This window comes from Paraburkholderia lebeckiae (genome assembly GCF_050436325.1).
Taxonomy (GTDB): Bacteria; Pseudomonadota; Gammaproteobacteria; order Burkholderiales; family Burkholderiaceae; genus Paraburkholderia; species Paraburkholderia tuberum.
On sequence record NZ_JBNDLZ010000003.1, the window covers coordinates 833740 to 853095 of the forward strand.

21 protein-coding genes are annotated in these 19356 nt (G+C 62.6%); 6 read left to right on the forward strand and 15 right to left on the reverse strand.

From position 1 onward, the window contains the following. The first annotated feature begins 54 nt into the window (after window positions 1-54). From OKW44_RS21765 to OKW44_RS21790, 6 genes are all read left to right on the forward strand, one after another. Window positions 55-1611: a 3-hydroxyacyl-CoA dehydrogenase gene (locus tag OKW44_RS21765; protein ID WP_026225705.1), complete on the forward strand. Its 1557-nt coding sequence runs from the start codon at window positions 55-57 to the stop codon at window positions 1609-1611. Beyond that, window positions 1608-2396 (forward strand): oxepin-CoA hydrolase, alternative type, encoded by a 789-nt coding sequence (locus tag OKW44_RS21770; RefSeq protein ID WP_018420036.1) that lies wholly within the window; start codon window positions 1608-1610, stop codon window positions 2394-2396. Before OKW44_RS21765 ends, OKW44_RS21770 begins: the two co-directional genes overlap by 4 nt. Window positions 2397-2417: 21 nt before the next feature. Further along, on the forward strand, window positions 2418-3134 hold the full coding sequence (locus OKW44_RS21775; protein WP_018420035.1) for a histidine phosphatase family protein: 717 nt from the start codon (window positions 2418-2420) through the stop codon (window positions 3132-3134). A gap of 20 nt (window positions 3135-3154) precedes the next feature. Then, on the forward strand, window positions 3155-4261 hold the full coding sequence (locus OKW44_RS21780) for a phosphotransferase (RefSeq protein ID WP_018420034.1): 1107 nt from the start codon (window positions 3155-3157) through the stop codon (window positions 4259-4261). A 57-nt stretch (window positions 4262-4318) separates the two neighbouring features. Continuing rightward, window positions 4319-5578: an acyl-CoA dehydrogenase family protein gene (locus OKW44_RS21785; RefSeq protein ID WP_018420033.1), complete on the forward strand. Its 1260-nt coding sequence runs from the start codon at window positions 4319-4321 to the stop codon at window positions 5576-5578. Between the two features lie 127 nt (window positions 5579-5705). Beyond that, window positions 5706-6407 carry a glutathione binding-like protein gene (locus tag OKW44_RS21790; protein WP_018420032.1) on the forward strand — a complete coding sequence of 234 codons (702 nt, stop codon included), beginning with the start codon at window positions 5706-5708 and terminating at the stop codon, window positions 6405-6407. A gap of 98 nt (window positions 6408-6505) precedes the next feature. Here the strand turns inward: OKW44_RS21790 and OKW44_RS21795 are convergent, their stop codons facing one another. From OKW44_RS21795 to nuoI, 15 genes are all read right to left on the reverse strand, one after another. After that, window positions 6506-6982, reverse strand: coding sequence for a MaoC family dehydratase (locus tag OKW44_RS21795; protein ID WP_018420031.1), 477 nt, complete (start codon window positions 6980-6982; stop codon window positions 6506-6508). Beyond that, window positions 6979-7437, reverse strand: a complete 459-nt coding sequence (locus tag OKW44_RS21800; RefSeq protein WP_018420030.1) for a MaoC family dehydratase — start codon at window positions 7435-7437, stop codon at window positions 6979-6981. The genes OKW44_RS21795 and OKW44_RS21800 overlap by 4 nt, the downstream gene beginning before the upstream one ends. A 33-nt stretch (window positions 7438-7470) precedes the next feature. Beyond that, a complete protein-coding gene (locus tag OKW44_RS21805; protein ID WP_018420029.1) occupies window positions 7471-8598 on the reverse strand; it encodes an acyl-CoA dehydrogenase family protein in 1128 nt (375 codons plus the stop codon). A 10-nt stretch (window positions 8599-8608) separates the two neighbouring features. Further along, a complete protein-coding gene (locus tag OKW44_RS21810) occupies window positions 8609-9805 on the reverse strand; it encodes an acyl-CoA dehydrogenase family protein (RefSeq protein WP_018420028.1) in 1197 nt (398 codons plus the stop codon). Window positions 9806-9853: 48 nt separating this feature from the next. After that, complete coding sequence (locus OKW44_RS21815; protein ID WP_018420027.1) at window positions 9854-10279, reverse strand: DUF1178 family protein; 426 nt, start codon at window positions 10277-10279, stop codon at window positions 9854-9856. A 216-nt stretch (window positions 10280-10495) separates the two neighbouring features. Further along, on the reverse strand, window positions 10496-11020 hold the full coding sequence (locus OKW44_RS21820) for a helix-turn-helix transcriptional regulator (RefSeq protein ID WP_018420026.1): 525 nt from the start codon (window positions 11018-11020) through the stop codon (window positions 10496-10498). Window positions 11021-11094: 74 nt separating this feature from the next. Beyond that, entirely contained in the window at window positions 11095-11340 is a 246-nt protein-coding gene (locus OKW44_RS21825; RefSeq protein WP_084754031.1) for a hypothetical protein, read from the reverse strand. Window positions 11341-11646: 306 nt separating this feature from the next. Continuing rightward, window positions 11647-12237: an NUDIX domain-containing protein gene (locus tag OKW44_RS21830; RefSeq protein WP_026225704.1), complete on the reverse strand. Its 591-nt coding sequence runs from the start codon at window positions 12235-12237 to the stop codon at window positions 11647-11649. A gap of 45 nt (window positions 12238-12282) precedes the next feature. Further along, window positions 12283-12579 (reverse strand): DUF2818 family protein, encoded by a 297-nt coding sequence (locus OKW44_RS21835; protein ID WP_018420024.1) that lies wholly within the window; start codon window positions 12577-12579, stop codon window positions 12283-12285. After that, window positions 12579-14051, reverse strand: a complete 1473-nt coding sequence (nuoN, locus tag OKW44_RS21840; RefSeq protein ID WP_035470481.1) for an NADH-quinone oxidoreductase subunit NuoN — start codon at window positions 14049-14051, stop codon at window positions 12579-12581. The genes OKW44_RS21835 and nuoN overlap by 1 nt, the downstream gene beginning before the upstream one ends. Window positions 14052-14075: 24 nt before the next feature. Then, window positions 14076-15566 (reverse strand): NADH-quinone oxidoreductase subunit M, encoded by a 1491-nt coding sequence (locus OKW44_RS21845; RefSeq protein WP_018420022.1) that lies wholly within the window; start codon window positions 15564-15566, stop codon window positions 14076-14078. 14 nt (window positions 15567-15580) lie between these two features. After that, window positions 15581-17626, reverse strand: coding sequence for an NADH-quinone oxidoreductase subunit L (gene nuoL / locus OKW44_RS21850; RefSeq protein WP_018420021.1), 2046 nt, complete (start codon window positions 17624-17626; stop codon window positions 15581-15583). Window positions 17627-17643: 17 nt separating this feature from the next. Continuing rightward, window positions 17644-17949: an NADH-quinone oxidoreductase subunit NuoK gene (nuoK, locus tag OKW44_RS21855; protein ID WP_006052894.1), complete on the reverse strand. Its 306-nt coding sequence runs from the start codon at window positions 17947-17949 to the stop codon at window positions 17644-17646. Between the two features lie 20 nt (window positions 17950-17969). After that, a complete protein-coding gene (locus tag OKW44_RS21860) occupies window positions 17970-18662 on the reverse strand; it encodes an NADH-quinone oxidoreductase subunit J (protein ID WP_018420020.1) in 693 nt (230 codons plus the stop codon). Window positions 18663-18852: 190 nt separating this feature from the next. Continuing rightward, entirely contained in the window at window positions 18853-19341 is a 489-nt protein-coding gene (gene nuoI, locus OKW44_RS21865) for an NADH-quinone oxidoreductase subunit NuoI (RefSeq protein WP_018420019.1), read from the reverse strand. Between the last annotated feature and the right edge of the window lie 15 nt (window positions 19342-19356).

The window sequence follows — 19356 nt, forward strand, 5'->3', positions numbered from 1 at the left end:
CAAGGAATTGCACGATCGTGCTATTCTAAAATAACCATGGAGTCGGGCATCACAATGAACTCTCGCAATTTCAGCATAGAGACCATCGGCATCGTCGGCACCGGTGCGATGGGCCGCGGTATCGCGCAGATCGCGGCGCTCGCTGGCCTGCGCGTGCGGCTCTACGACACCAACGCGGCCGCCGTCGGCGCCGCGCGCGACTATCTCGCGGAGACTTTCGCCAAATTGACGGCCAAAGGCAAGCTGGAGCAGTCGCGCTCGCTCGCCGCGCTCGCCAACGTGAGCGGCGTGCAGGCGATCAGCGAACTGGTCGGCTGCGATCTCGTCATCGAGGCGATCGTCGAAAAGCTCGAGGTGAAGCAGGCGCTGTTTCGCGAGCTCGAAACCGTGGTCAGCGGCCGCTGCATCCTCGCGTCGAATACGTCGTCGCTGTCGATCACCGCGATTGCCGCGGGCTGCACCGATCCGTCGCGCGTGGTCGGCTATCACTTCTTCAATCCGGTGCCACTGATGAAGGTCGTCGAAGTGATCGACGGCCTGCGCAGCGACCCCGAAGCCGGCGAGGCGCTGATGGATCTCGCCCGCCGCATGGGCCACACGCCGGTGCGCGCGAAGGACATGCCGGGCTTCATCGTCAATCACGCGGGCCGCGGCATGAATACCGAGGGCTTGCGTGTGGCGGGCGAAGGCGTCGCGAGCTTTGCGGACATCGACCGCATCATGCGCGAGCAGGCCGGCTTTCGCCTCGGGCCGTTCGAGCTGCTGGACCTGACCGCGCTCGACGTGTCGCATCCGGTGATGGAGTCGATCTATCACCAGTTCTACGAAGAACCGCGTTACACACCGTCGCCGATCACGGGCACGCGCCTATCGGGCGGACTGCTCGGCCGCAAGAACGGCGAAGGTTTCTATCGCTATGTGGACGGCAAGCAGCAGGTTCCATTCGAAGCGCCCGCGCCGACCACGCTGCCGCAAAGCGTGTGGGTCAGCCAACGCTACCGCGACGCGTATGAGGCCGTCGTGCAACTGGTCGGCAAAGCCGGCGCGAAGCTCGACGAAGGCGCGACGCCCGCCACTGGTTCGCTGATCGTCGTCACACCGTTCGGCCACGACGCGAGTACGGCCGCGGTCGACGAAGCGCTCGACGCGAGCCGCGTCGTCGCCGTCGATGCCCTGTTCCCGCTCGTCGGCGCGCAACGCCGCACGCTGATGACCACGCCGGCCACGACACGCACCGCGCGCGATAGCGCGCATGCGCTGTTCGCCGCCGATGGCATCCCCGTCACCGTGATCCGCGATTCGACCGGCTTCGTCGCGCAGCGGGTGGTCGCGACGATCGTCAACATCGGCTGCGACATCGCGCAGAAGCAGATCGCGACGCCCGAGGACATCGACCTCGCCGTCATGCTCGGCCTCGGCTATCCGCGCGGACCGCTCGCGCTCGGCGACGCGCTCGGCGCCAACACCATTCTCACGATCCTGCGCAACATGCACAGCGTGCTCGGCGAGCCGCGCTACCGTCCGTCGCCGTGGCTCGCAAGACGCGCGCAACTCGGCCTGTCGCTCACGCAACGCGACGCCGCCGACATCCCAACGGAGACCCAATCATGAGCGCCGCCCTGCTCGCTTCACGCCCGGCCAGCAGCGAATCCACGCTTGTCCTCACGCTGTCGAACCCCGGTGCGCGCAACGCGTTGCATCCGGACATGTACGCCGCGGGCATCGAAGCATTCGATACCGTCGAGCGCGATCCGTCGATTCGCGCCGTCGTGATCACCGGTGCCGACAACTTCTTTTGCGCGGGCGGCAATCTGAACCGCCTGCTCGAAAATCGCGCGAAAGATCCCTCCGTGCAAGCCGATAGCATCGACATGCTCGCTCAATGGATTTCGGCACTGCGGCTATCGTCGAAGCCGGTCATTGCCGCGGTGGAAGGCGCGGCGGCCGGCGCCGGATTTTCGCTCGCGCTCGCCTGCGATCTGATCGTCGCCGCGGACAGCGCCAAATTCGCGATGTCGTACGCACGCGTCGGCCTGACGCCCGACGGCGGCGGCTCGTGGTTTCTCGCCGAGGCGCTGCCGCGCCAGCTGGCCACCGAGGTACTGATCGAAGCCAAGCCGATCGGCGCCGCGCGCCTGCACGAATTCGGCGTCGTCAACCGGCTCGCCAAGGCCGGCACCGCGCTCGATAGCGCGCTCGCGTGGGCCGACGAGCTCGGCGCGATTTCGCCCAATTCGGTCGCGCGCATCAAAGGGCTGATCGCCGCGGCCGGCACGCAACCGCTCGCGGATCATCTGGTCGCCGAGCGCGATAACTTCGTCGCGTCGCTGCATCATCGCGACGGTCTCGAAGGCATCACCGCGTTCCTCGAAAAACGCGCACCCATCTACAAATAAACGACGAGAGAGCCGCCCGACATGCCCGACTACCAACTGCCGAAACGTCGCCGCATCTTCCTGATGCGTCACGGCGACGTCACCTACTTCGACGACTCCGGCCGCGCGATCGATCCTGATACCGTGCCGCTGAACGCGAACGGCCGCGAGCAGGCGAGCGCGGCGGGCCGCGTGTTCGCCGGGCAGCAGGTACGCTTTGACCGCGTGATCGTCAGCGGCTTGCCGCGCACGATAGAAACCGCGCGGTGCGTGCTTGCCGAAACGGGTCAGCAGATCGAGCCCGAAATCGAGCCCGCGTGGCAAGAAATTCGCGGCGGACGGCTCGGCGGCATTCCGCCGAGCGATATCGAGGCGGCGTTTCTCGGCGTGTTCGACGGCATCGTGCCGGAGAGCATGCGCTTTCTCGACGGCGAAACGATCGGCGAGCTGTTCGATCGCGTGCTGCCGGCCGTCACGGCGCTGCGCGAAGACACGTCGTGGGACACCGCGTTGCTGGTGCTGCACGGCGGCGTCAATCGCGCGATCCTGTCGCACGCGCTGACGGCCGGCGGCCGCACATTCTTCGGTCATCTGTCGCAGGCGACCGGCTGCATCAACGCGCTCGATGTCGGCGCCGCGCCGCGCGACTGGGTGCTGCGCATGCTCAACTATTCACCGCCGTCGCCGTTGCATCGCGACGTTCGCAACACCACCATGGAAATGCTCTACGCACAATTCATCCGATACCAGCGTAGCTGACACCGAACTGGAGGAGACACATGGCGCAAGCCACGCAGACCGGCGAACCCGCACGCAGACAGGACTACTCGGCTTTCGAGGGCACCCGCCCGGTCAACGAGCGGCAACGCTTCGACAGCGACGCGCTCGCCGCGTGGCTGGCCGGGCATGTCGACGGATTCGAGGGGCCGCTCACGCTCGAGCAATTCGCGGGCGGACAATCCAATCCCACGTTCAAGCTGATCACACCGTCGCGCGCGTACGTGATGCGCGCGAAGCCCGGACCCGCGGCGAAGCTGCTGCCGTCCGCCCATGCGATCGAACGCGAATATCGCGTGATGCACGCGCTCGCCGACACCGACGTGCCGGTCGCACACATGCTCGCGCTGTGCGAGGACGAAAGCGTGATCGGTCGCGCGTTCTACGTGATGGAGTTCGTGGAAGGTCGCGTGCTGTGGGATCAATCGCTGCCCGGCATGACGTCCACCGAGCGTGCGGCGATCTACGACGAAATGAATCGCGTGATCGCGGCGTTGCACAGTGTCGACGTCGCCGCCGCCGGCCTCGCCGACTACGGTAAGCCGGGCAATTACTTCGCGCGCCAGATCGGCCGCTGGAGCAAGCAGTATCTGGCGTCCGAGACCGAGCCGATCGACGCGATGCACCGGCTGATCGAATGGCTGCCACAGCATATGCCCGCCGAAACGAACGAGCGCGTGTCGGTCGTGCACGGCGACTACCGGCTCGACAACCTGATTTTCGATCGCAACGAGCCGCGCGTGCTTGCGGTGCTCGACTGGGAACTGTCGACGCTCGGCGATCCGCTCGCCGACTTTGCTTACCACTGCATGGCGTGGCATGTCGACCCCGCGCAGTTCCGCGGCATCGCGGGACTCGATTGGGCCGCGCTCGGCATTCCCGATGAAGCGCGGTACGTAGAGCGCTATTGCCAACGCACCGGTTTCGAGATTCGTGGCGACTGGAATTTCTATCTGGCCTACAACATGTTCCGCATCGCAGCGATCCTGCAAGGGATCATGAAGCGCGTCGTCGACGGTACCGCATCGAGCGCGCAGGCGCTCGACGCCGGCCGGCGCGCGAAGCCGATGGCCGAACTCGCCTGGCACTATGCGCAGAAGGTTCTCTAGACACAAGGGCGCGCCCTGCTCCCCATCATTTGCAGTCCGTTACCCGCGAGGTCCAAGATGAATTTCGACTACACCCCGAAGGTCCAGGCGTTGCGCGAAAAACTGCTCGCCTTTTTCGACGAGCACATTTACCCGAACGAACAGGCGTTCTATGCGGAGATCGCGCGCAACCGCCAGAACGGCAACGCATGGGTGCCGACCGAACTGGTCGAGCAACTCAAGCAGAAGGCGCGCGACGCCGGTCTGTGGAATCTGTTCCTGCCGCAATCGGAGCGAGGCGCGGGCCTGACGAATCTCGAATACGCGCCGCTGTGCGAGATCATGGGCCGCGTGCCGTGGGCGCCGGAAGTGTTCAACTGCAACGCGCCGGACACCGGCAACATGGAGACGATCGAGCGCTACGGCAGCGAAGAGAACAAGCGCGAGTGGCTCGAACCGCTGCTGCAAGGGCAGATCCGTTCGGCGTTTCTGATGACGGAGCCGGAGGTCGCGTCGTCGGATGCGACGAACATCCAGACTAGCATCGTGCGCGATGGCGACCATTACGTGATCAACGGCCACAAGTGGTGGTCGTCGGGCGCGGGCGATCCGCGCTGCAAGGTCTATATCGTGATGGGCAAGACCGATCCCGACGCACCGCGCCATCAGCAGCAGTCGATGATCCTCGTGCCCGCCGACGCCACCGGCATCACCGTGCATCGCCCGCTCACGGTGTTCGGTTACGACGACGCGCCGCACGGCCACATGGAGATCACACTCGACAACGTGCGCGTGCCCGCCACCAACATGCTGCTCGGCGAAGGCCGCGGGTTCGAGATCGCGCAAGGCCGTCTCGGCCCGGGACGCATCCACCACTGCATGCGCCTGATCGGTCTCGCCGAACGCGCGCTCGAATTGATGGCGAAGCGCTCGCTGCAACGTGTTGCGTTCGGCAAGCCAGTTGCGTCGCACGGGGTCACGCAGGAGCGTCTTGCCGAGGCGCGCTGCATGATCGAGCAGGCGCGTCTGCTCACGCTGAAGACCGCGTACATGATGGACACCGTCGGCAACAAGGGCGCGCGCGGCGAGATCGCGATGATCAAGGTGGTCGCGCCGAACATGGCGTGTCAGGTGATCGATTGGGCGATTCAGGCGCATGGGGGCGGCGGCGTCAGCGACGATTTTCCGCTCGCGTATGCCTATGCCTCGGCGCGCACGCTGCGTTTCGCCGACGGCCCCGACGAAGTGCATCGCAACGCGATCGCCAAGCTCGAACTTGCGCGTCATATGGATGCGGGCGCGGCGGCTCGCGTTGAGACGCCGGTCACACGCGTTTGAGTGCTTCGGCTCGGTGTGAGCGTGGAGCCTGAGCCCGCGGCAAGCAGCGTCGCGCGATCTATGCTCTAATTTTCGGCAACGGCGGCGCCCTCTTTGCGGCGCCGCTTCGACGAACAAAGGAGCCAGGATGATCGACGTCTATAGCTGGGCGACCCCGAACGGCCATAAGATTCATATCATGCTCGAGGAAACGGGCCTACCCTACAACGTGCATGCCGTGAACATCGGTGCCGGCGATCAGTTCAAGCCGGAATTTCTCGCCATCAGTCCCAACAACAAGATTCCCGCGATCGTCGATTCCGAAGGTCCGAAAGGCGCCGACGGCCGGCCCTTCGCGCTATTCGAATCGGGCGCGATCCTGATTTATCTGGCCGAGAAAACCGGCAAGTTTCTACCGAGCGATCCGGCCGCGCGCTACGCGGCACTGCAATGGCTGATGTTCCAGATGGGCGGCCTCGGTCCGATGCTGGGGCAAACGCATCACTTCCGCGTGTATGCACCCGAGCAGATCGAATACGCGGTCAATCGCTACACCAATGAGGCGCGACGTCTGTACGGCGTGATGGACACGCAACTCGGCAAGACGCGTTACCTGGCCGGCAACGACTATACGATCGCGGACATCGCCGCGTTTCCGTGGACACGTTCGTGGAAAAATCAGGGCATCGAACTCGATACGTTGCCGAACGTGAAGCGCTGGCATGAAGAGATCGCTGCGCGGCCGGCGGTGGTGCGCGGCGTCGACGTGCTGGCGTCGGCGCGCGCGCCGCTGATGGACGACAAGGCGAAAGAGATCCTGTTTGGCGCGACGCAGTACGCGAAACACTAGTTTCGGTCGTCTCGCTGACGCGGCTCGACACAAACAGAAAGCGCGCGCGGCATGCCTGCCGGCTCGCGCTTTTTCATTTCGTCTGCGAAGGGAAAACGCTAGAAGTAATGCCGCGTGATGAACTCCGCGACGCACACCGGTCGTTCGCTGCCCTGACGCTCCAGCGTCACGTTCCACGCGAGTTGCACGCCGCTGTTGTCGAGGTCGGTCACCGCCTCGACGGCGAACTTCCCACGCAACGACGACCCTACGAGTACCGGCGACATGAAACGCACGCGGTTCAAGCCATAGTTGACACCCATGCGCTGCTCGATCTTCACCGTTTTGCCGAGCAAAGCCGGAATCAGCGACAGCGTCAAAAACCCATGCGCGACCGGGCCGCCAAACGGCGATTCGCGTTTGGCCCGCTCGGGATCGATGTGAATCCACTGATGATCGCCGGTTGCCTCGGCGAAACGGTCGACCCTCTCCTGATCGACGCTCAGCCATTCGCTGACGAGCGGCTCGGCGCCGATGAGCGCGCGCAAAGCACCCGCGTTGTCGAAAGCGACTAGCGTCGCCGCGCTCGCCGTCATGCCGCCGCTCCCGGATTGCGCAGGCCGAACATGCCGTTCGAGCGCACCGTGATCACCGTTTCGCCGTGCTGATTGATGCCCTCCCAGCGTGTCGACACGATGCCGCGATCCGGCTTGCTCTGCGACACGCGCTTGTCGACGATGACGTTCATCATCGTGATCGTATCGCCGACTCGTACCGGCTTGAGCCAGCGGATCTCGTCGATCCCGGGCGAACCCATCGATGTCGAATCCGCCAGTACCTTGCGCACGAGCATGCCCATCATTACCGAGCAGGTGTGCCAACCACTCGCGACGAGGCCGCGGAACGGCGATTCGGCCGCGGCGGCTTCGTCGAGATGAAACGGCTGCGGATCGAACTTCTGCGCGAACTCGACAATTTCCTCGCGCGTGAACACGTGCTTGCCGATTTCGCGGCTCGAGCCCACTTCCATGTCTTCGAAACTGATTTTCATCGTGCACCTCCTTTGTCCGGTGGAACGGCCCGATCAGTCTTCGGCGACGGCAAATCCGGGCAGCGTGGCAAACCGCGCGAGATGATGATCGCCGTCGCCGAGCGTGGTCTCGATGATCGCGAGGCGCTTGAACAGATGTGCGGCCGCCACTTCGTTCGTGACACCCATGCCGCCGTGCAACTGCACCGCCTGTTGACCAACGAAACGCGCGGCCTGGCCGACCCGAACTTTTGCCGCGGAGATCGCTTGACGGCGCTCGTTCGCGTCTTCACTCGCGTAGCGCATCGCGGCCAGATACGTGATCGAACGCGCCTGCTCCGCGTGGATCAGCATCTCGACCATGCGATGCTGCAACGCCTGGAAACGCGCGATCGGCTGGCCGAACTGCTGGCGTGTTTTGGTGTACTCGACGGTGGCGTGATTGAGCTCGTCGAGCGCGCCGATCGCTTCCGCGCACAGCAGCAGCGTGCCATAGTCGGCGATCTGCTCGAGGGTTGCCGCCCCCGCGTGTTTGCCGGCGAGCCGGCGCGCGGGCGTGCCATTGAATTCGAGCGTCGCGGCGCGTTGACCGTCGATCGTGCGGTACTCGGTGAGCGTGACGCCGGCCGCGTCACGCGCGACGACAAAGAGTGCGATTTCGCCATCGAGGCGCGCCGGCACGATCCAGTGGTCCGCCTGCGCGCCGTGCAGCACGACCGATTTGGTGCCGCTCAGCGTGTGCTGCGCACCCTGCCCGCTCGCGGTCGTCGCGACTTCGAACAGGTCGTAGCGCGCATGCGGCTCGTGAAACGCCACGGCCAGCCTGGCTTCGCCCTGGGCCGCCCGTTCGAGCAGCGCGGCATCTTCGCCGTCGCCGGTGCCGGCAAGGCGCAACGCTTCGATGCCGACCGCGGTCGCCCAAAACGGCTCGACGACGAGCGCGCGGCCGAGCTCCGCCATGACTAGAAGCATGTCGATCGGACCACCGTTGAAGCCGCCCTGAGTTTCGGGCACCGGCAACGCGGTCAGCCCCAGTTCGGTGAACGCGGCCCAGTGCACAGCCGATACGCCCGCCTCCGAGCGCACGATCTGCTGGCGCGCTTCGAAGCCGTAGCTCTTGTCGAGATAGCGGCGCAGCGCATCGGCAAATTGCTGTTGTTCGTCGTTGAAAGTGAAGTCCATGCGCCGCTCCTCAAAGTCCGAGAATCATCTGCGCGATGATGTTCTTTTGAATTTCGTTCGAACCGCCGTAAATCGACGTCTTGCGGAAGTTGAAGTAGTACGCGGCAAGCGGCGCGGCATCGTCGTCGCCGGCAAGACTGTGCTCGCGTTCGCCTTCGAGGAACGGCACGTCGAACGGCGCGGCCAGCGGGCCGATTGCTTCGAACATCAGCTCGGTGAGCCCCTGTTGCACTTCCGTGCCCTTGATCTTCAGCATCGACGCTTCCGGGCCCGGGCCGCGACCGCCCGCCTCGTTGGCTACCACCCGTTGCACGGTGACTTCGAGCGCCATCAACTCGATTTCGAGACTCGCTACCTTCGCCGCGAACACCGGATCGTGCAGCAGCGGCTTGCCGTTCTTTTTCTGATTCAGCGCGACACGCTTCAGAAACGCCAGCTCACGCTTCGACGCTCCGACTCGCGCAATGCCGGTACGCTCGTGGCCGAGCAGATATTTCGCATACGTCCAGCCGCGATTTTCTTCGCCGACGAGATTGTCGACCGGCACTTTGACGTCCTCGAAGAACACCTCGTTGACTTCGTGATCTTCGTCGAGCGTGATGATGGGCCGCACCGTGATGCCCGGGGTTTTCATATCGATCAGCAGGAACGAGATGCCCTCCTGCTTTTTGGCGCCGCTGTCGGTGCGCACGAGGCAGAACATCATGTCGGCGTGCTGGCCGAGCGTGGTCCAGGTCTTCTGGCCGTTGACCACGTAATGATCACCGACGCGCTCCGCGCGGGTGCGCAGCGACGCAAGGTCGGAACCCGATCCCGGTTCCGAGTAGCCCTGACACCACCAGTCCGTGCCGTCGAGAATACGCGGCAGAAAGTGGCGCTTCTGCGCCTCGTTACCGTACTTCATCAGCACCGGCGCAACCATCGACACACCGAAAGGCAGCACGGAAGGTGCGCCGATACGCGCGCACTCTTCTTCCCAGATATGTCGTTGCGTCGCGTCCCAGCCGGGGCCGCCGTATTCGCGCGGCCACGCGACCGCCGACCAGCCTCGCGTGCCGAGCAGCCTGTGCCAGCTCGCGAAGTCTTCGCGGGAAAGCCGTTTGTGATTGAGAACCTTGTCGCTCAGCTCGCGAGGCAGATTCGCTTCGAGCCAGGCGCGGATGTCGGCGCGGAACGCGTCTTCAGCGGGGGAATAGTCCAGATTCATGCGTAGTGTCTCCTGGCCGCCACCACCCGGCCGCCTGGAGCCACCGCGCTATTGCAGTGGTTCCTTCAGCGCAGCTGGGACCGGTAGCGGCATCACTTCGATGCCTTCCTCGACCAAGGCACGCGCATCCTCCGGTGTCGTGACACCGCGAATACTGCGCACAGGCGCTTCGTTGTAGTGAATGCGCCGTGCTTCCTCGGCGAAGCGGTCGCCCACGTTCTCCGTCTTCTCCAGTACCTCGCGCAGCGCGCGCATCATGTGCGCCTGCATTTGGTCCACGCCCGCCGGCGCCTTGGAGTCGGTCGCGCCCGACAGGTTCAGACGCGGTGCCGAAGGCAAACGGCTCACCTCATTCGCACCGCAGATCGGACATTCGACGAGCTTGCGGGACTGCTGCGACTCGAAGTCATCAGCCGAAGCGAACCAGCCTTCAAACCGATGGCCATGCGGACACTGTAAATCGAGGACCTTCATGTGGAATCGGGGCTTGCGTGCCAGTTTAGCGCAAAATGGAAATTTGTGAACGGTCGTTCGCAAAGCTTTAGGGCCGACGCGCGACCGCCAGCAGCCGCAAGGGAATATGGCGCGGGTGGGCGATTTTACCGCTTTACGGCACGTGCTGCCGAAGGCGGCCCGGCTAATAAGCGGTGCCACATTTGCTCCGTTCTAGGGCCCGCTTGCGGCGCACTGCTACGCCACGAGATTGCTCAGTTGACGGCTCACACGCGGTTCAATCTGACGGGCCTCCTTCGTCAGATTGATCTGCTTCGCCAGTCTTGCGACATCCGCCACACCGATGTCAATCTCGTACCCGCCGCGCGCGGTCAGCCATTCGAGCACGTCCGCCAGATGCCACACCGACGCACTGCCTTCGTGGACCGGCAACGGGAAGTCGATTGCGTTGTTCAGCATCAGCTTGCGCATGTTTTGCCGCGACACGCCGGCCACCTCGGCCACGTCGGTCAGCCCTACGAAGTCAGGTCCCGCCTCGACCAGCTGGGCGGACGGCACCGCACCTTTCACGTCCTTGAGCGCGCTGGTGACAGCCGCGAGTGCGCTCGTGCCTTCACGGGTGAAAAGCAGCCCGAGGCGGCCGGGTTGCCCGACGCCAATCGTGGCGTCGTCGCACCCCGCTTCGCCCAACCGCTCGACGATTGCGTCTGCATCGCAATCTTCCGCGGCGAGGCGGTATTTCAACGTGAACACATATTCCATACGTTACTCCTGTCTTCGTTAAGCCCAGGTTGTTGCGACTCCTGCTCGATACCTGTGTGATACCTACGAACCCACTAGCGCCGTGCCGCACAGTTGCCGACGATGCGCCGCAAGTGCCTGGCGTGATTGCCGGCATTCTTCGGCGTACTCCAGACGCTCGATATACAGAACTCCCCGCAACGACATTCGGCGTCTTTGTACGGGCAATGGATTTTTCCCCACGCATGACCTCTTCCGCCGTCCTGAACGCGCCAGCCGTGCTGCTCCGCGTATGCCAATGCGGCCTCGGTCTCTTTTTTCATGTGCCTTGCTCGAACCATCGAGACCTCCAATTTAATCGCTCCAGCGCAGGTTGTCAATTGACAACCTGCGCTGGAGCTGAAATGAGATCACTCCGACCTTTAACGTCAGTCATCCAAAACAAAATCGACGACGAATTCGGTGATCGAGAGCTTCATATTAGCCGGCCGCCGGCGCTACGACGAGCCAGCCAGATGGCATAGGAAACGACTGATTTTTTGAGCCGGAAAGAAACCGCGAAGTCAATAAAAAAGCCCCTGCCGGTCATCGACCAACAGGGGCTCCGTTCACCTGCAACGCGGATCAGCTATCGGGCAGACGCGAACTTATACCGTTTCGGGCGCCTCGGTCGGCCACGTACCCGACAGCACTTTCTCGAGCCAGAAGGTACCGATGATCGTCTTCACATCGGTGATCTCGCCCGTGCGCACCCACTCGGATACCTGCTCCACGGTCGCGGTGAAAAGTTCAAGAAACTCGCCTTCGTCGAGCTTGCGCTCACCCGCGGTCAAGCCCCGCGCGAGATAGATATCAATGAACTCGGTCGAGTAAGAAATGATCGGGTGAATCCGGGTAAGGTACACGTACTCGCGCGCGGTATAGCCGGTTTCCTCGCGCAGTTCCCGAACCGCGCAGGCCAGCGCGCCCTCGTTCGGGTCGAGCTTGCCGGCCGGATATTCGACCATCACCTTGCCCATCGGATAGCGATACTGACTTTCGAGCAGCACGCGACCGTCGTCGAACAAGGGGATCACCATGACGGCGCCCGGATGCTGAACGTATTCGCGCGTCGCCCGTTTGCCGTCGGGCAGTCGGACCGTATCGTACTTGACCGTCATGAACGGTCCTTGATGGACCGTCTTGCTGTCGATACAAGTCTCAGTTAGCGCGGCGTCGTGATTGGGAAGTTCAGCCATGTGCGGACCTCGGAATAGCCAGGCGCGCGCGACGGCGGGACGCCGTCAGCGACGTTTGACGAGATATTGGAAGGTAAAGCCGGGGAAAGCGAACACGACGAACAGCGCGAACGTGATCGCGTAGAACTGCCAGCCCTGCTCGAAGCGATTTCCCGCCCGCGCTTCGAGCAAAAAGCCCAGCGCGCCGACCACGAAATACAGCACGATCAATTCGGCAATCCGAAGCCAGGCGCTTTTCTTCGCCGCTTTCAACGGCACCGCGGCGAAGAGGCGCTGATTCAGGAACGGCAGGTTGGCGCCGACCAGCGCCAACAGCACGATAAACCAGCCCGCAGCGGACATCAGAGCAGCAGCGTGTGCTGGATCGCCTGCAGGCAGGCGCGCAACAGCGGATCCGGCACGATACCGAGCACCAGCACGGCGACGCCGTTCAACGCGAGCAACGCGCGCGTGCTCGTGTCCGCCACGATCGGCGACTTGTCTTGCGGCTCGTCGAAGTACATCAGCTTGACGATACGCAGGTAGTAGAACGCGCCGAACAGCGACGTGATCACGGCGAGCACGGTGAGCCAGGTCAGGCCGGCGTTCATCGTCGCTTGCAGCACGGCGAGCTTCGCATAGAAGCCGACTGCCGGCGGAATACCCGCGAGCGAGAACATCATGATCATCATCACGAACGCGAATACCGCGCTGCGCTGATTGAGGCCCTTGAAGTCCTCCAGCGTGTCCGCTTCGAAGTCGCGGCGCGCGAGCAGCATGATGACGCCGAAGGTGCCGAGCGTCGTGATCAGGTAGACGATGCTGTAGAACATCGCCGAGCCGTACGCGTTCGCGGCGCCCGTGGTCTTCTGGTCGACCACGCCGGCGAGCAGGCCGAGCAGCACGAAGCCCATGTTCGAGATCGCCGAATACGCGAGCATCCGCTTGACGTTGCGCTGCACGATCCCGGTGATGTTGCCGACGATCAGCGACAGCGCCGCCAGAATCACCAGCATCTGCTGCCATTCGACCGCCAGCGGCAGCAGGCCCATCACGAGGAAACGCAGACCCCACGCGAACGCCGCGACCTTCGGGCCGCCGCCGACGATGAGCGTCATCGCCGTCGGTGCGCCCTGGTACACGTCAGGCACCCACATATGGAACGGCACCGCACCCATCTTGAACGCCACGCCCGCCACGATGAAGATGACGCCGAACAGCAGCACGGTCGGATCGTAGTGGCTCGTGCTGATTGCCTTGAACACTTCGTTCAGATCGAGCGAGCCGGTCGCGCCATACAGCATTGAAACACCGTACAGCAGGAAGCCGGAAGCCAGCGCGCCGAGCACGTAGTACTTCATCGCCGCTTCGTTCGACGACGCCACTTCGCGACGCAGCGCGATCACCGCGTACAGCGACAGCGACATCAGTTCCAGACCGAGATACAGCGTCAGGAAGTTATTGCCCGAGATCATCACGATCTGGCCGAGCAGCGAGAACATGCCGAGCAGGAAGAAGTCGCCGCGGAACAGGCTACGGTCTTCGAGGTAGCGACGAGAATAAACGATCGTCACCGCATAGCCGAGCGACACCACTGCCTTCATCACGTTGGCGAACGGATCGACCACGTACATGTGATCGAAGAAGTAATGCACTTGCGGGTCGAACGCATTGATCGCGAACCAGATCCCGGCGACGAGCGTCGAGAAGAACGCGATGAAATACGTGGTACGGCGACCCTCCTGGCCGACGAACGTGTCGTTGAGCCACGCGATGACAATGGCGAACATCACCAGTGCGTCGGGCAACAGAGCAGTCATAGGGGCGTTTTGCATGGTCTTAAATTCCTCCGCTCGTCGTTACTGAGGCAACGGCAGCTTCGATTGGGCAACGTGGGAGAGGAGGTTTTCCACGGATACGTGCATCACATCGGTAAAGGGCTTCGGGTACAGGCCCATGAACAGCGTTAGTGCGGCGAGCACTGCCAGCATGAAAAATTCGCGACGGTCGATGTCGAGCAGGTTCTTCACGTGGTCGTTCGCGACCGCGCCGAAGTACACGCGCTTGTACATCCACAGCGTGTAGGCCGCGCCGAGAATTAGCGTGACTGCCGCGCCACTCGCGATCCAGAAGTTGTACTGGACGGAGGCCAGAATCACCATGAATTCGCCGACGAAACCGGAAGTGCCCGGCAAGCCGCAATTCGCCATCGCGAACAGCATGACGAACGCCGCGAACTTCGGCATCACGTTGACGACGCCGCCGTAATCGGCGATCTGACGCGAGTGCATGCGGTCGTACAGTACGCCGATGCACAGGAACATCGCACCCGACACGAAACCGTGCGAGATCATCTGCACGATCGCGCCTTCCGCGCCGAGCTGATTGAAGATAAAGAAGCCGAGCGTGACAAAACCCATGTGCGCGATCGACGAATACGCGACCAGTTTCTTCATGTCGGCCTGCACCATCGCGACGAGACCGATGTAGATCACCGCGATCAGCGACAGCGTGATGACGACCGGTGCGAGGAAATGGCTCGCATCAGGCGTGATCGGCAGCGAGAAGCGCAGGAAACCGTACGCACCGAGCTTCAGCATGATCGCGGCCAGCACGACCGAGCCGCCGGTCGGCGCTTCCACGTGCGCGTCAGGCAACCACGTGTGCACCGGCCACATCGGCACCTTCACCGCGAAGGCCAGGAAAAACGCGATAAACAGTAGCACCTGCGGCGTCATCGCGATCTGCGCGTGCTGCCACGTGGCGATGTCGAACGTGCCGGTCTCGTTGTACAGATAGATCAGCGCAACCAGCATCAGCAGCGAGCCCGCCAGCGTGTACAGGAAGAACTTGAATGCCGCGTACACGCGGTTCGCCCCGCCCCACACGCCGATGATGATGTACATCGGGATCAGCGTCGCTTCGAAGAATACGTAAAACAACAGGCCGTCGGCCGCGCTGAACACGCCGACCATGATGCCCGACAGGATCAGGAAGGCCGCGAGGTACTGGCCGACGTTCTTCGTGATCACTTCCCACGCTGCGATCACGACGATCACCGTGATCAACGCGGTCAACGCAACGAACCACATCGAAATGCCGTCCACGCCGAGGTGATACGTGATGTGGAAGCGCTCGATCCAGTTCGCCTGCTCGACGAACTGCAGCTCGGCGGTGCTCGAATCGAAGCTGGTGATCAGTGGCAGCGTGACGAGGAAGCTCAGAACCGAGCCGATCAGCGAAATCCAGCGCGCGGGGGCGGGGTTCTCGTCGTTGCCGATCGCGAGGACCAGCAGACCGAAGAAGATCGGCAACCAGATCGCGATGCTCAGAATCGGATAAGCGTGCATGAGTGTCCCTCGCCTTATTTGCCGCCGAGCGTTACGAACAGGGTCAGGAGCCCCAGCATGCCGATGATCATGGCGAACGCGTAATGGTAGATGTAGCCGGATTGGAGGAAGCGGATCACGCTCGCGAACCAGCCGATAAAGCGTGCGCTGCCGTTGACGATGCCGTCGATCACGACCACGTCGCCTTCCTTCCACAGACCCCGGCCAATGGCCACCGCGCCCCGCGCAAACACGACTTCGTTGATCTTGTCCATGTAGTACTTGTTATCGAGCAACGTGTAGATCGGGCCGAATGCGCGCTTGATGACAGCAGGCAGATCCGGACGGACCAGATACAGGAACCATGCGACCACCACGCCTGCGAGCGCGAGCCACACAGGCAGGCCCGACACCGAGTGCAGACCCATCGATGCCCAGCCCTGGAATTCTTCGGTCATCTCATGCAGCGCCGGATGGTTCTCGCTGATGTAGATCACCTTGTCGAACGCGACGCCGTGCTGGAAGAAGTCGCCGAACAGCATCGGACCGACGCCGATCGCTCCGATCACGATCGACGGAATCGCCAGCAGCACGAGCGGCACCCACACGACCCACGGCGTTTCATGCGGCTCGTGAGCGTGGTCGTCGTGGCCGTGCGCGTCATGCCCATGCGACTGTGCTTCTGCGCCCATCGGCGATTCCGGGTGCTTCGGATTGCGGAAGCGCTCCTCACCGTGGAACACCATGAAATACATACGGAACGAATACAAGGCGGTCACGAACACGCTTGCGACCACCGCGAAGTACGCGAAACCCGAGCCCGGCAGATGCGACAGCTTCACCGCGTCGATGATCGAGTCTTTCGAGTAGAAGCCCGAGAAGAACGGCGTGCCGATCAGCGCGAGCGAACCGATCAGCGATGTGATCCACGTAATCGGCATGTACTTGCGCAGGCCGCCCATGTTGCGCATGTCCTGATCGTGATGCATGCCGATGATCACCGAACCCGCGCCGAGGAACAGCAGCGCCTTGAAGAACGCATGCGTCATCAGGTGAAACACGGCGACCGAATATGCCGACGCGCCGAGCGCGACCGTCATGTAACCGAGCTGCGACAGCGTGGAATAAGCGACCACACGCTTGATGTCGTTCTGGACGATCCCGAGGAAACCCATGAACAGCGCGGTAATCGCACCGATGACCATGACGAACGACAGCGCCGTATCCGACAGTTCGAAGAGCGGCGACATGCGTGTGACCATGAAGATACCGGCCGTCACCATGGTCGCCGCGTGAATCAGTGCGGAGATCGGCGTCGGGCCCTCCATCGAGTCCGGCAGCCACACATGCAGCGGGAACTGAGCCGACTTACCCATCGCGCCGATGAACAGGCAGATGCAAGCCACCGTCAGCAGGCCCCAGTCGGTACCGGGGAAGTTCAGCGCCGCGAGTTCGGTACGCTTCGCGAAGACTTCGCCGTAGTTCATCGAGCCGGCGAACGCGAACAGCAAACCGATGCCGAGCAGGAAACCGAAGTCGCCGACGCGGTTCACGATGAACGCCTTCATGTTCGCGTAGATCGCGCTCTCACGCTTGAAGTAGAAACCGATCAGCAAGTACGAAACGAGACCCACCGCTTCCCAGCCGAAGAACAGCTGCAGGAAGTTGTTGCTCATCACGAGCATCAGCATCGAGAACGTGAACAGCGAGATGTACGAAAAGAAGCGCTGATAGCCGTCGTCGTCGGCCATGTAGCCGATCGTGTAGATGTGCACCATCAGCGAGACGAAGTTCACCACACAGATCATCATCGCGGTCAGCGAGTCGACCAGGAAACCGACTTCGAGCTGCGTCTTGCCGATCGACATCCATTGATAAACGGTCGCGTTGAAGCTCGCGCCATCCATCACCTGCAAAAAGATGATGACCGACAGGATGAACGAAACCGCGACGCCGAGGATCGTGACCGAATGCGCACCCGCCCGCCCTATCGCCTTGCCGAACAGCCCCGCAATCAGGGAACCGGCAAGCGGTGCCAGCGGAATTGCCAACAGCAGGTTTTCATTGAGTATCGTGGACATAACCGCTTTTCCTGAAATTAACCTTTGAGCTGATCGAGATCCTCGACATTGATCGTGTCGAGACTACGGAACAGGGTCACCAGAATTGCGAGACCGATCGCCGCTTCGGCTGCCGCAACCGTCAGCACGAAGAAGACGAAAATCTGGCCATGCACGTCGCCCAGGTAGTGCGAGAACGCGACGAAATTGGTGTTCACCGCGAGCAGCATCAGTTCGATCGCCATCAGGATGATGATGACGTTGCGGCGGTTCAGGAAAATGCCGACGATGCTGATCGCAAACAGGATCGCGCCGAGGACAAGGTAATGGGCAAGGGTCAACATGATTTCAATCTCCTGTCCGCTCAGCTGTTCTTGGCCGGCGCCGAGTCGGCCGCTGCTGCAGCTGCCGCGGCAGCCGCTTGTTCCGCCGCGAGAGTCGCCGCGGTTTTCTCTGACGGCATCTTCACAACGCGCACGCGGTCCTGTGCGCGCACCTTGACCTGTGCGCTGACGTTCTGACGCTTGCTGTCCTTCTTGTGGCTCGTGGTCAGCGCGATCGCCGCGATGATGGCAACCAGCAGGATCAGGCCGGCAATTTCGAACGCGAAGATGTAGTCGGTATAGATGACCTTGCCGATCAGGCGCGTGTTCGACCAGTCGCCCATGCCAGCGGCGGCCGCGGCCGTGTCGTGCAGCGCCGTGGTGGTCGCGCCGTAGCCGTGCCACAGGATCAGCGCGGTTTCGACCACGATGATCGCGCCCACCGCCGAGGCCATCGGCACAAAGCGTTTGAAGTCCTTGCGCAGTACGTCGAGATTGACGTCCAGCATCATCACGACGAACAGGAACAGCACCATCACCGCGCCGACGTAGACCAGCACCAGCAGGATCGCGAGGAACTCGGCCTCCAGCAACATCCAGATCGCGGCTGCGTTGAAGAACGCCAGCACCAGAAACAGTGCGGACGATACCGGGTTGCGCGAGGTGATCACCTTCAGCCCTGAAACCACCAGGAGCAGCGCGAAGATGTAGAACAGTACGGTCGTGAATTCCATGATTACCGGTTCATCGTTAGGCCATCGTCAGGCATTGTTCTTTGGCACCCGTGGCTGGCAAAAGCGGACGAAACCGCCAGAACCGCCACACCGGTGCGCCGTGCCGCGGCGTTCAGGCCGCGGCGGTCGGCCCGACAGCAGGCCGTGTTACTGCTTTTACTGCCGCAATTGTTGCAAGCGGGAAAGCGCTTCAACGATACGGTGCGTCGGCTGCCTTGTTGGCGGCGATTTCTGCTTCGAAGCGGTCGCCAACGGCCAGCAGCATGTCCTTCGTGAAGTAAAGGTCGCCGCGCTTCTCGCCGTGATACTCGAGAATGTGCGTCTCGACGATCGAATCGACCGGGCAGCTTTCTTCACAGAAACCGCAGAAGATGCACTTGGTCAGGTCGATGTCGTAGCGCGTCGTGCGGCGCGTGTTGTCCGCGCGCGTTTCCGATTCGATTGTGATCGCGAGCGCCGGACACACTGCTTCGCACAGCTTGCACGCGATGCAGCGCTCTTCGCCGTTTTCATAGCGGCGCAGCGCATGCAGACCGCGGAAACGCGGCGAGATCGGGGTCTTCTCTTCAGGGAACTGCACGGTGACCTTGCGCTGGAACGTGTAGCGTCCGGTCAGCGCGAGGCCTTTCAGCAGTTCCGTGAGGAAGAAAGTCTTGAAGAAGTTTTGGATTGCGGTCATAGGTTCGTCCGCCCT

Excerpts from the sequence above, each read along its gene's own strand:
- nuoK (WP_006052894.1), bottom strand. The coding sequence starts at position 17,949 with ATGTTGACCCTTGCCCATTACCTTGTCCTCGGCGCGATCCTGTTTGCG.
- OKW44_RS21775 (WP_018420035.1), top strand. The coding sequence starts at position 2,418 with ATGCCCGACTACCAACTGCCGAAACGTCGCCGCATCTTCCTGATGCGT.
- OKW44_RS21845 (WP_018420022.1), bottom strand. The coding sequence starts at position 15,566 with ATGCACGCTTATCCGATTCTGAGCATCGCGATCTGGTTGCCGATCTTC.
- OKW44_RS21820 (WP_018420026.1), bottom strand. The coding sequence starts at position 11,020 with ATGGAATATGTGTTCACGTTGAAATACCGCCTCGCCGCGGAAGATTGC.
- OKW44_RS21770 (WP_018420036.1), top strand. The coding sequence starts at position 1,608 with ATGAGCGCCGCCCTGCTCGCTTCACGCCCGGCCAGCAGCGAATCCACG.
- nuoN (WP_035470481.1), bottom strand. The coding sequence starts at position 14,051 with ATGCAAAACGCCCCTATGACTGCTCTGTTGCCCGACGCACTGGTGATG.
- OKW44_RS21765 (WP_026225705.1), top strand. The coding sequence starts at position 55 with ATGAACTCTCGCAATTTCAGCATAGAGACCATCGGCATCGTCGGCACC.
- OKW44_RS21780 (WP_018420034.1), top strand. The coding sequence starts at position 3,155 with ATGGCGCAAGCCACGCAGACCGGCGAACCCGCACGCAGACAGGACTAC.
- OKW44_RS21815 (WP_018420027.1), bottom strand. The coding sequence starts at position 10,279 with ATGAAGGTCCTCGATTTACAGTGTCCGCATGGCCATCGGTTTGAAGGC.
- OKW44_RS21805 (WP_018420029.1), bottom strand. The coding sequence starts at position 8,598 with ATGGACTTCACTTTCAACGACGAACAACAGCAATTTGCCGATGCGCTG.
- nuoI (WP_018420019.1), bottom strand. The coding sequence starts at position 19,341 with ATGACCGCAATCCAAAACTTCTTCAAGACTTTCTTCCTCACGGAACTG.
- OKW44_RS21825 (WP_084754031.1), bottom strand. The coding sequence starts at position 11,340 with ATGGTTCGAGCAAGGCACATGAAAAAAGAGACCGAGGCCGCATTGGCA.
- OKW44_RS21860 (WP_018420020.1), bottom strand. The coding sequence starts at position 18,662 with ATGGAATTCACGACCGTACTGTTCTACATCTTCGCGCTGCTCCTGGTG.
- OKW44_RS21785 (WP_018420033.1), top strand. The coding sequence starts at position 4,319 with ATGAATTTCGACTACACCCCGAAGGTCCAGGCGTTGCGCGAAAAACTG.
- OKW44_RS21795 (WP_018420031.1), bottom strand. The coding sequence starts at position 6,982 with ATGACGGCGAGCGCGGCGACGCTAGTCGCTTTCGACAACGCGGGTGCT.
- OKW44_RS21810 (WP_018420028.1), bottom strand. The coding sequence starts at position 9,805 with ATGAATCTGGACTATTCCCCCGCTGAAGACGCGTTCCGCGCCGACATC.
- OKW44_RS21830 (WP_026225704.1), bottom strand. The coding sequence starts at position 12,237 with ATGGCTGAACTTCCCAATCACGACGCCGCGCTAACTGAGACTTGTATC.
- nuoL (WP_018420021.1), bottom strand. The coding sequence starts at position 17,626 with ATGTCCACGATACTCAATGAAAACCTGCTGTTGGCAATTCCGCTGGCA.
- OKW44_RS21790 (WP_018420032.1), top strand. The coding sequence starts at position 5,706 with ATGATCGACGTCTATAGCTGGGCGACCCCGAACGGCCATAAGATTCAT.
- OKW44_RS21835 (WP_018420024.1), bottom strand. The coding sequence starts at position 12,579 with ATGTCCGCTGCGGGCTGGTTTATCGTGCTGTTGGCGCTGGTCGGCGCC.
- OKW44_RS21800 (WP_018420030.1), bottom strand. The coding sequence starts at position 7,437 with ATGAAAATCAGTTTCGAAGACATGGAAGTGGGCTCGAGCCGCGAAATC.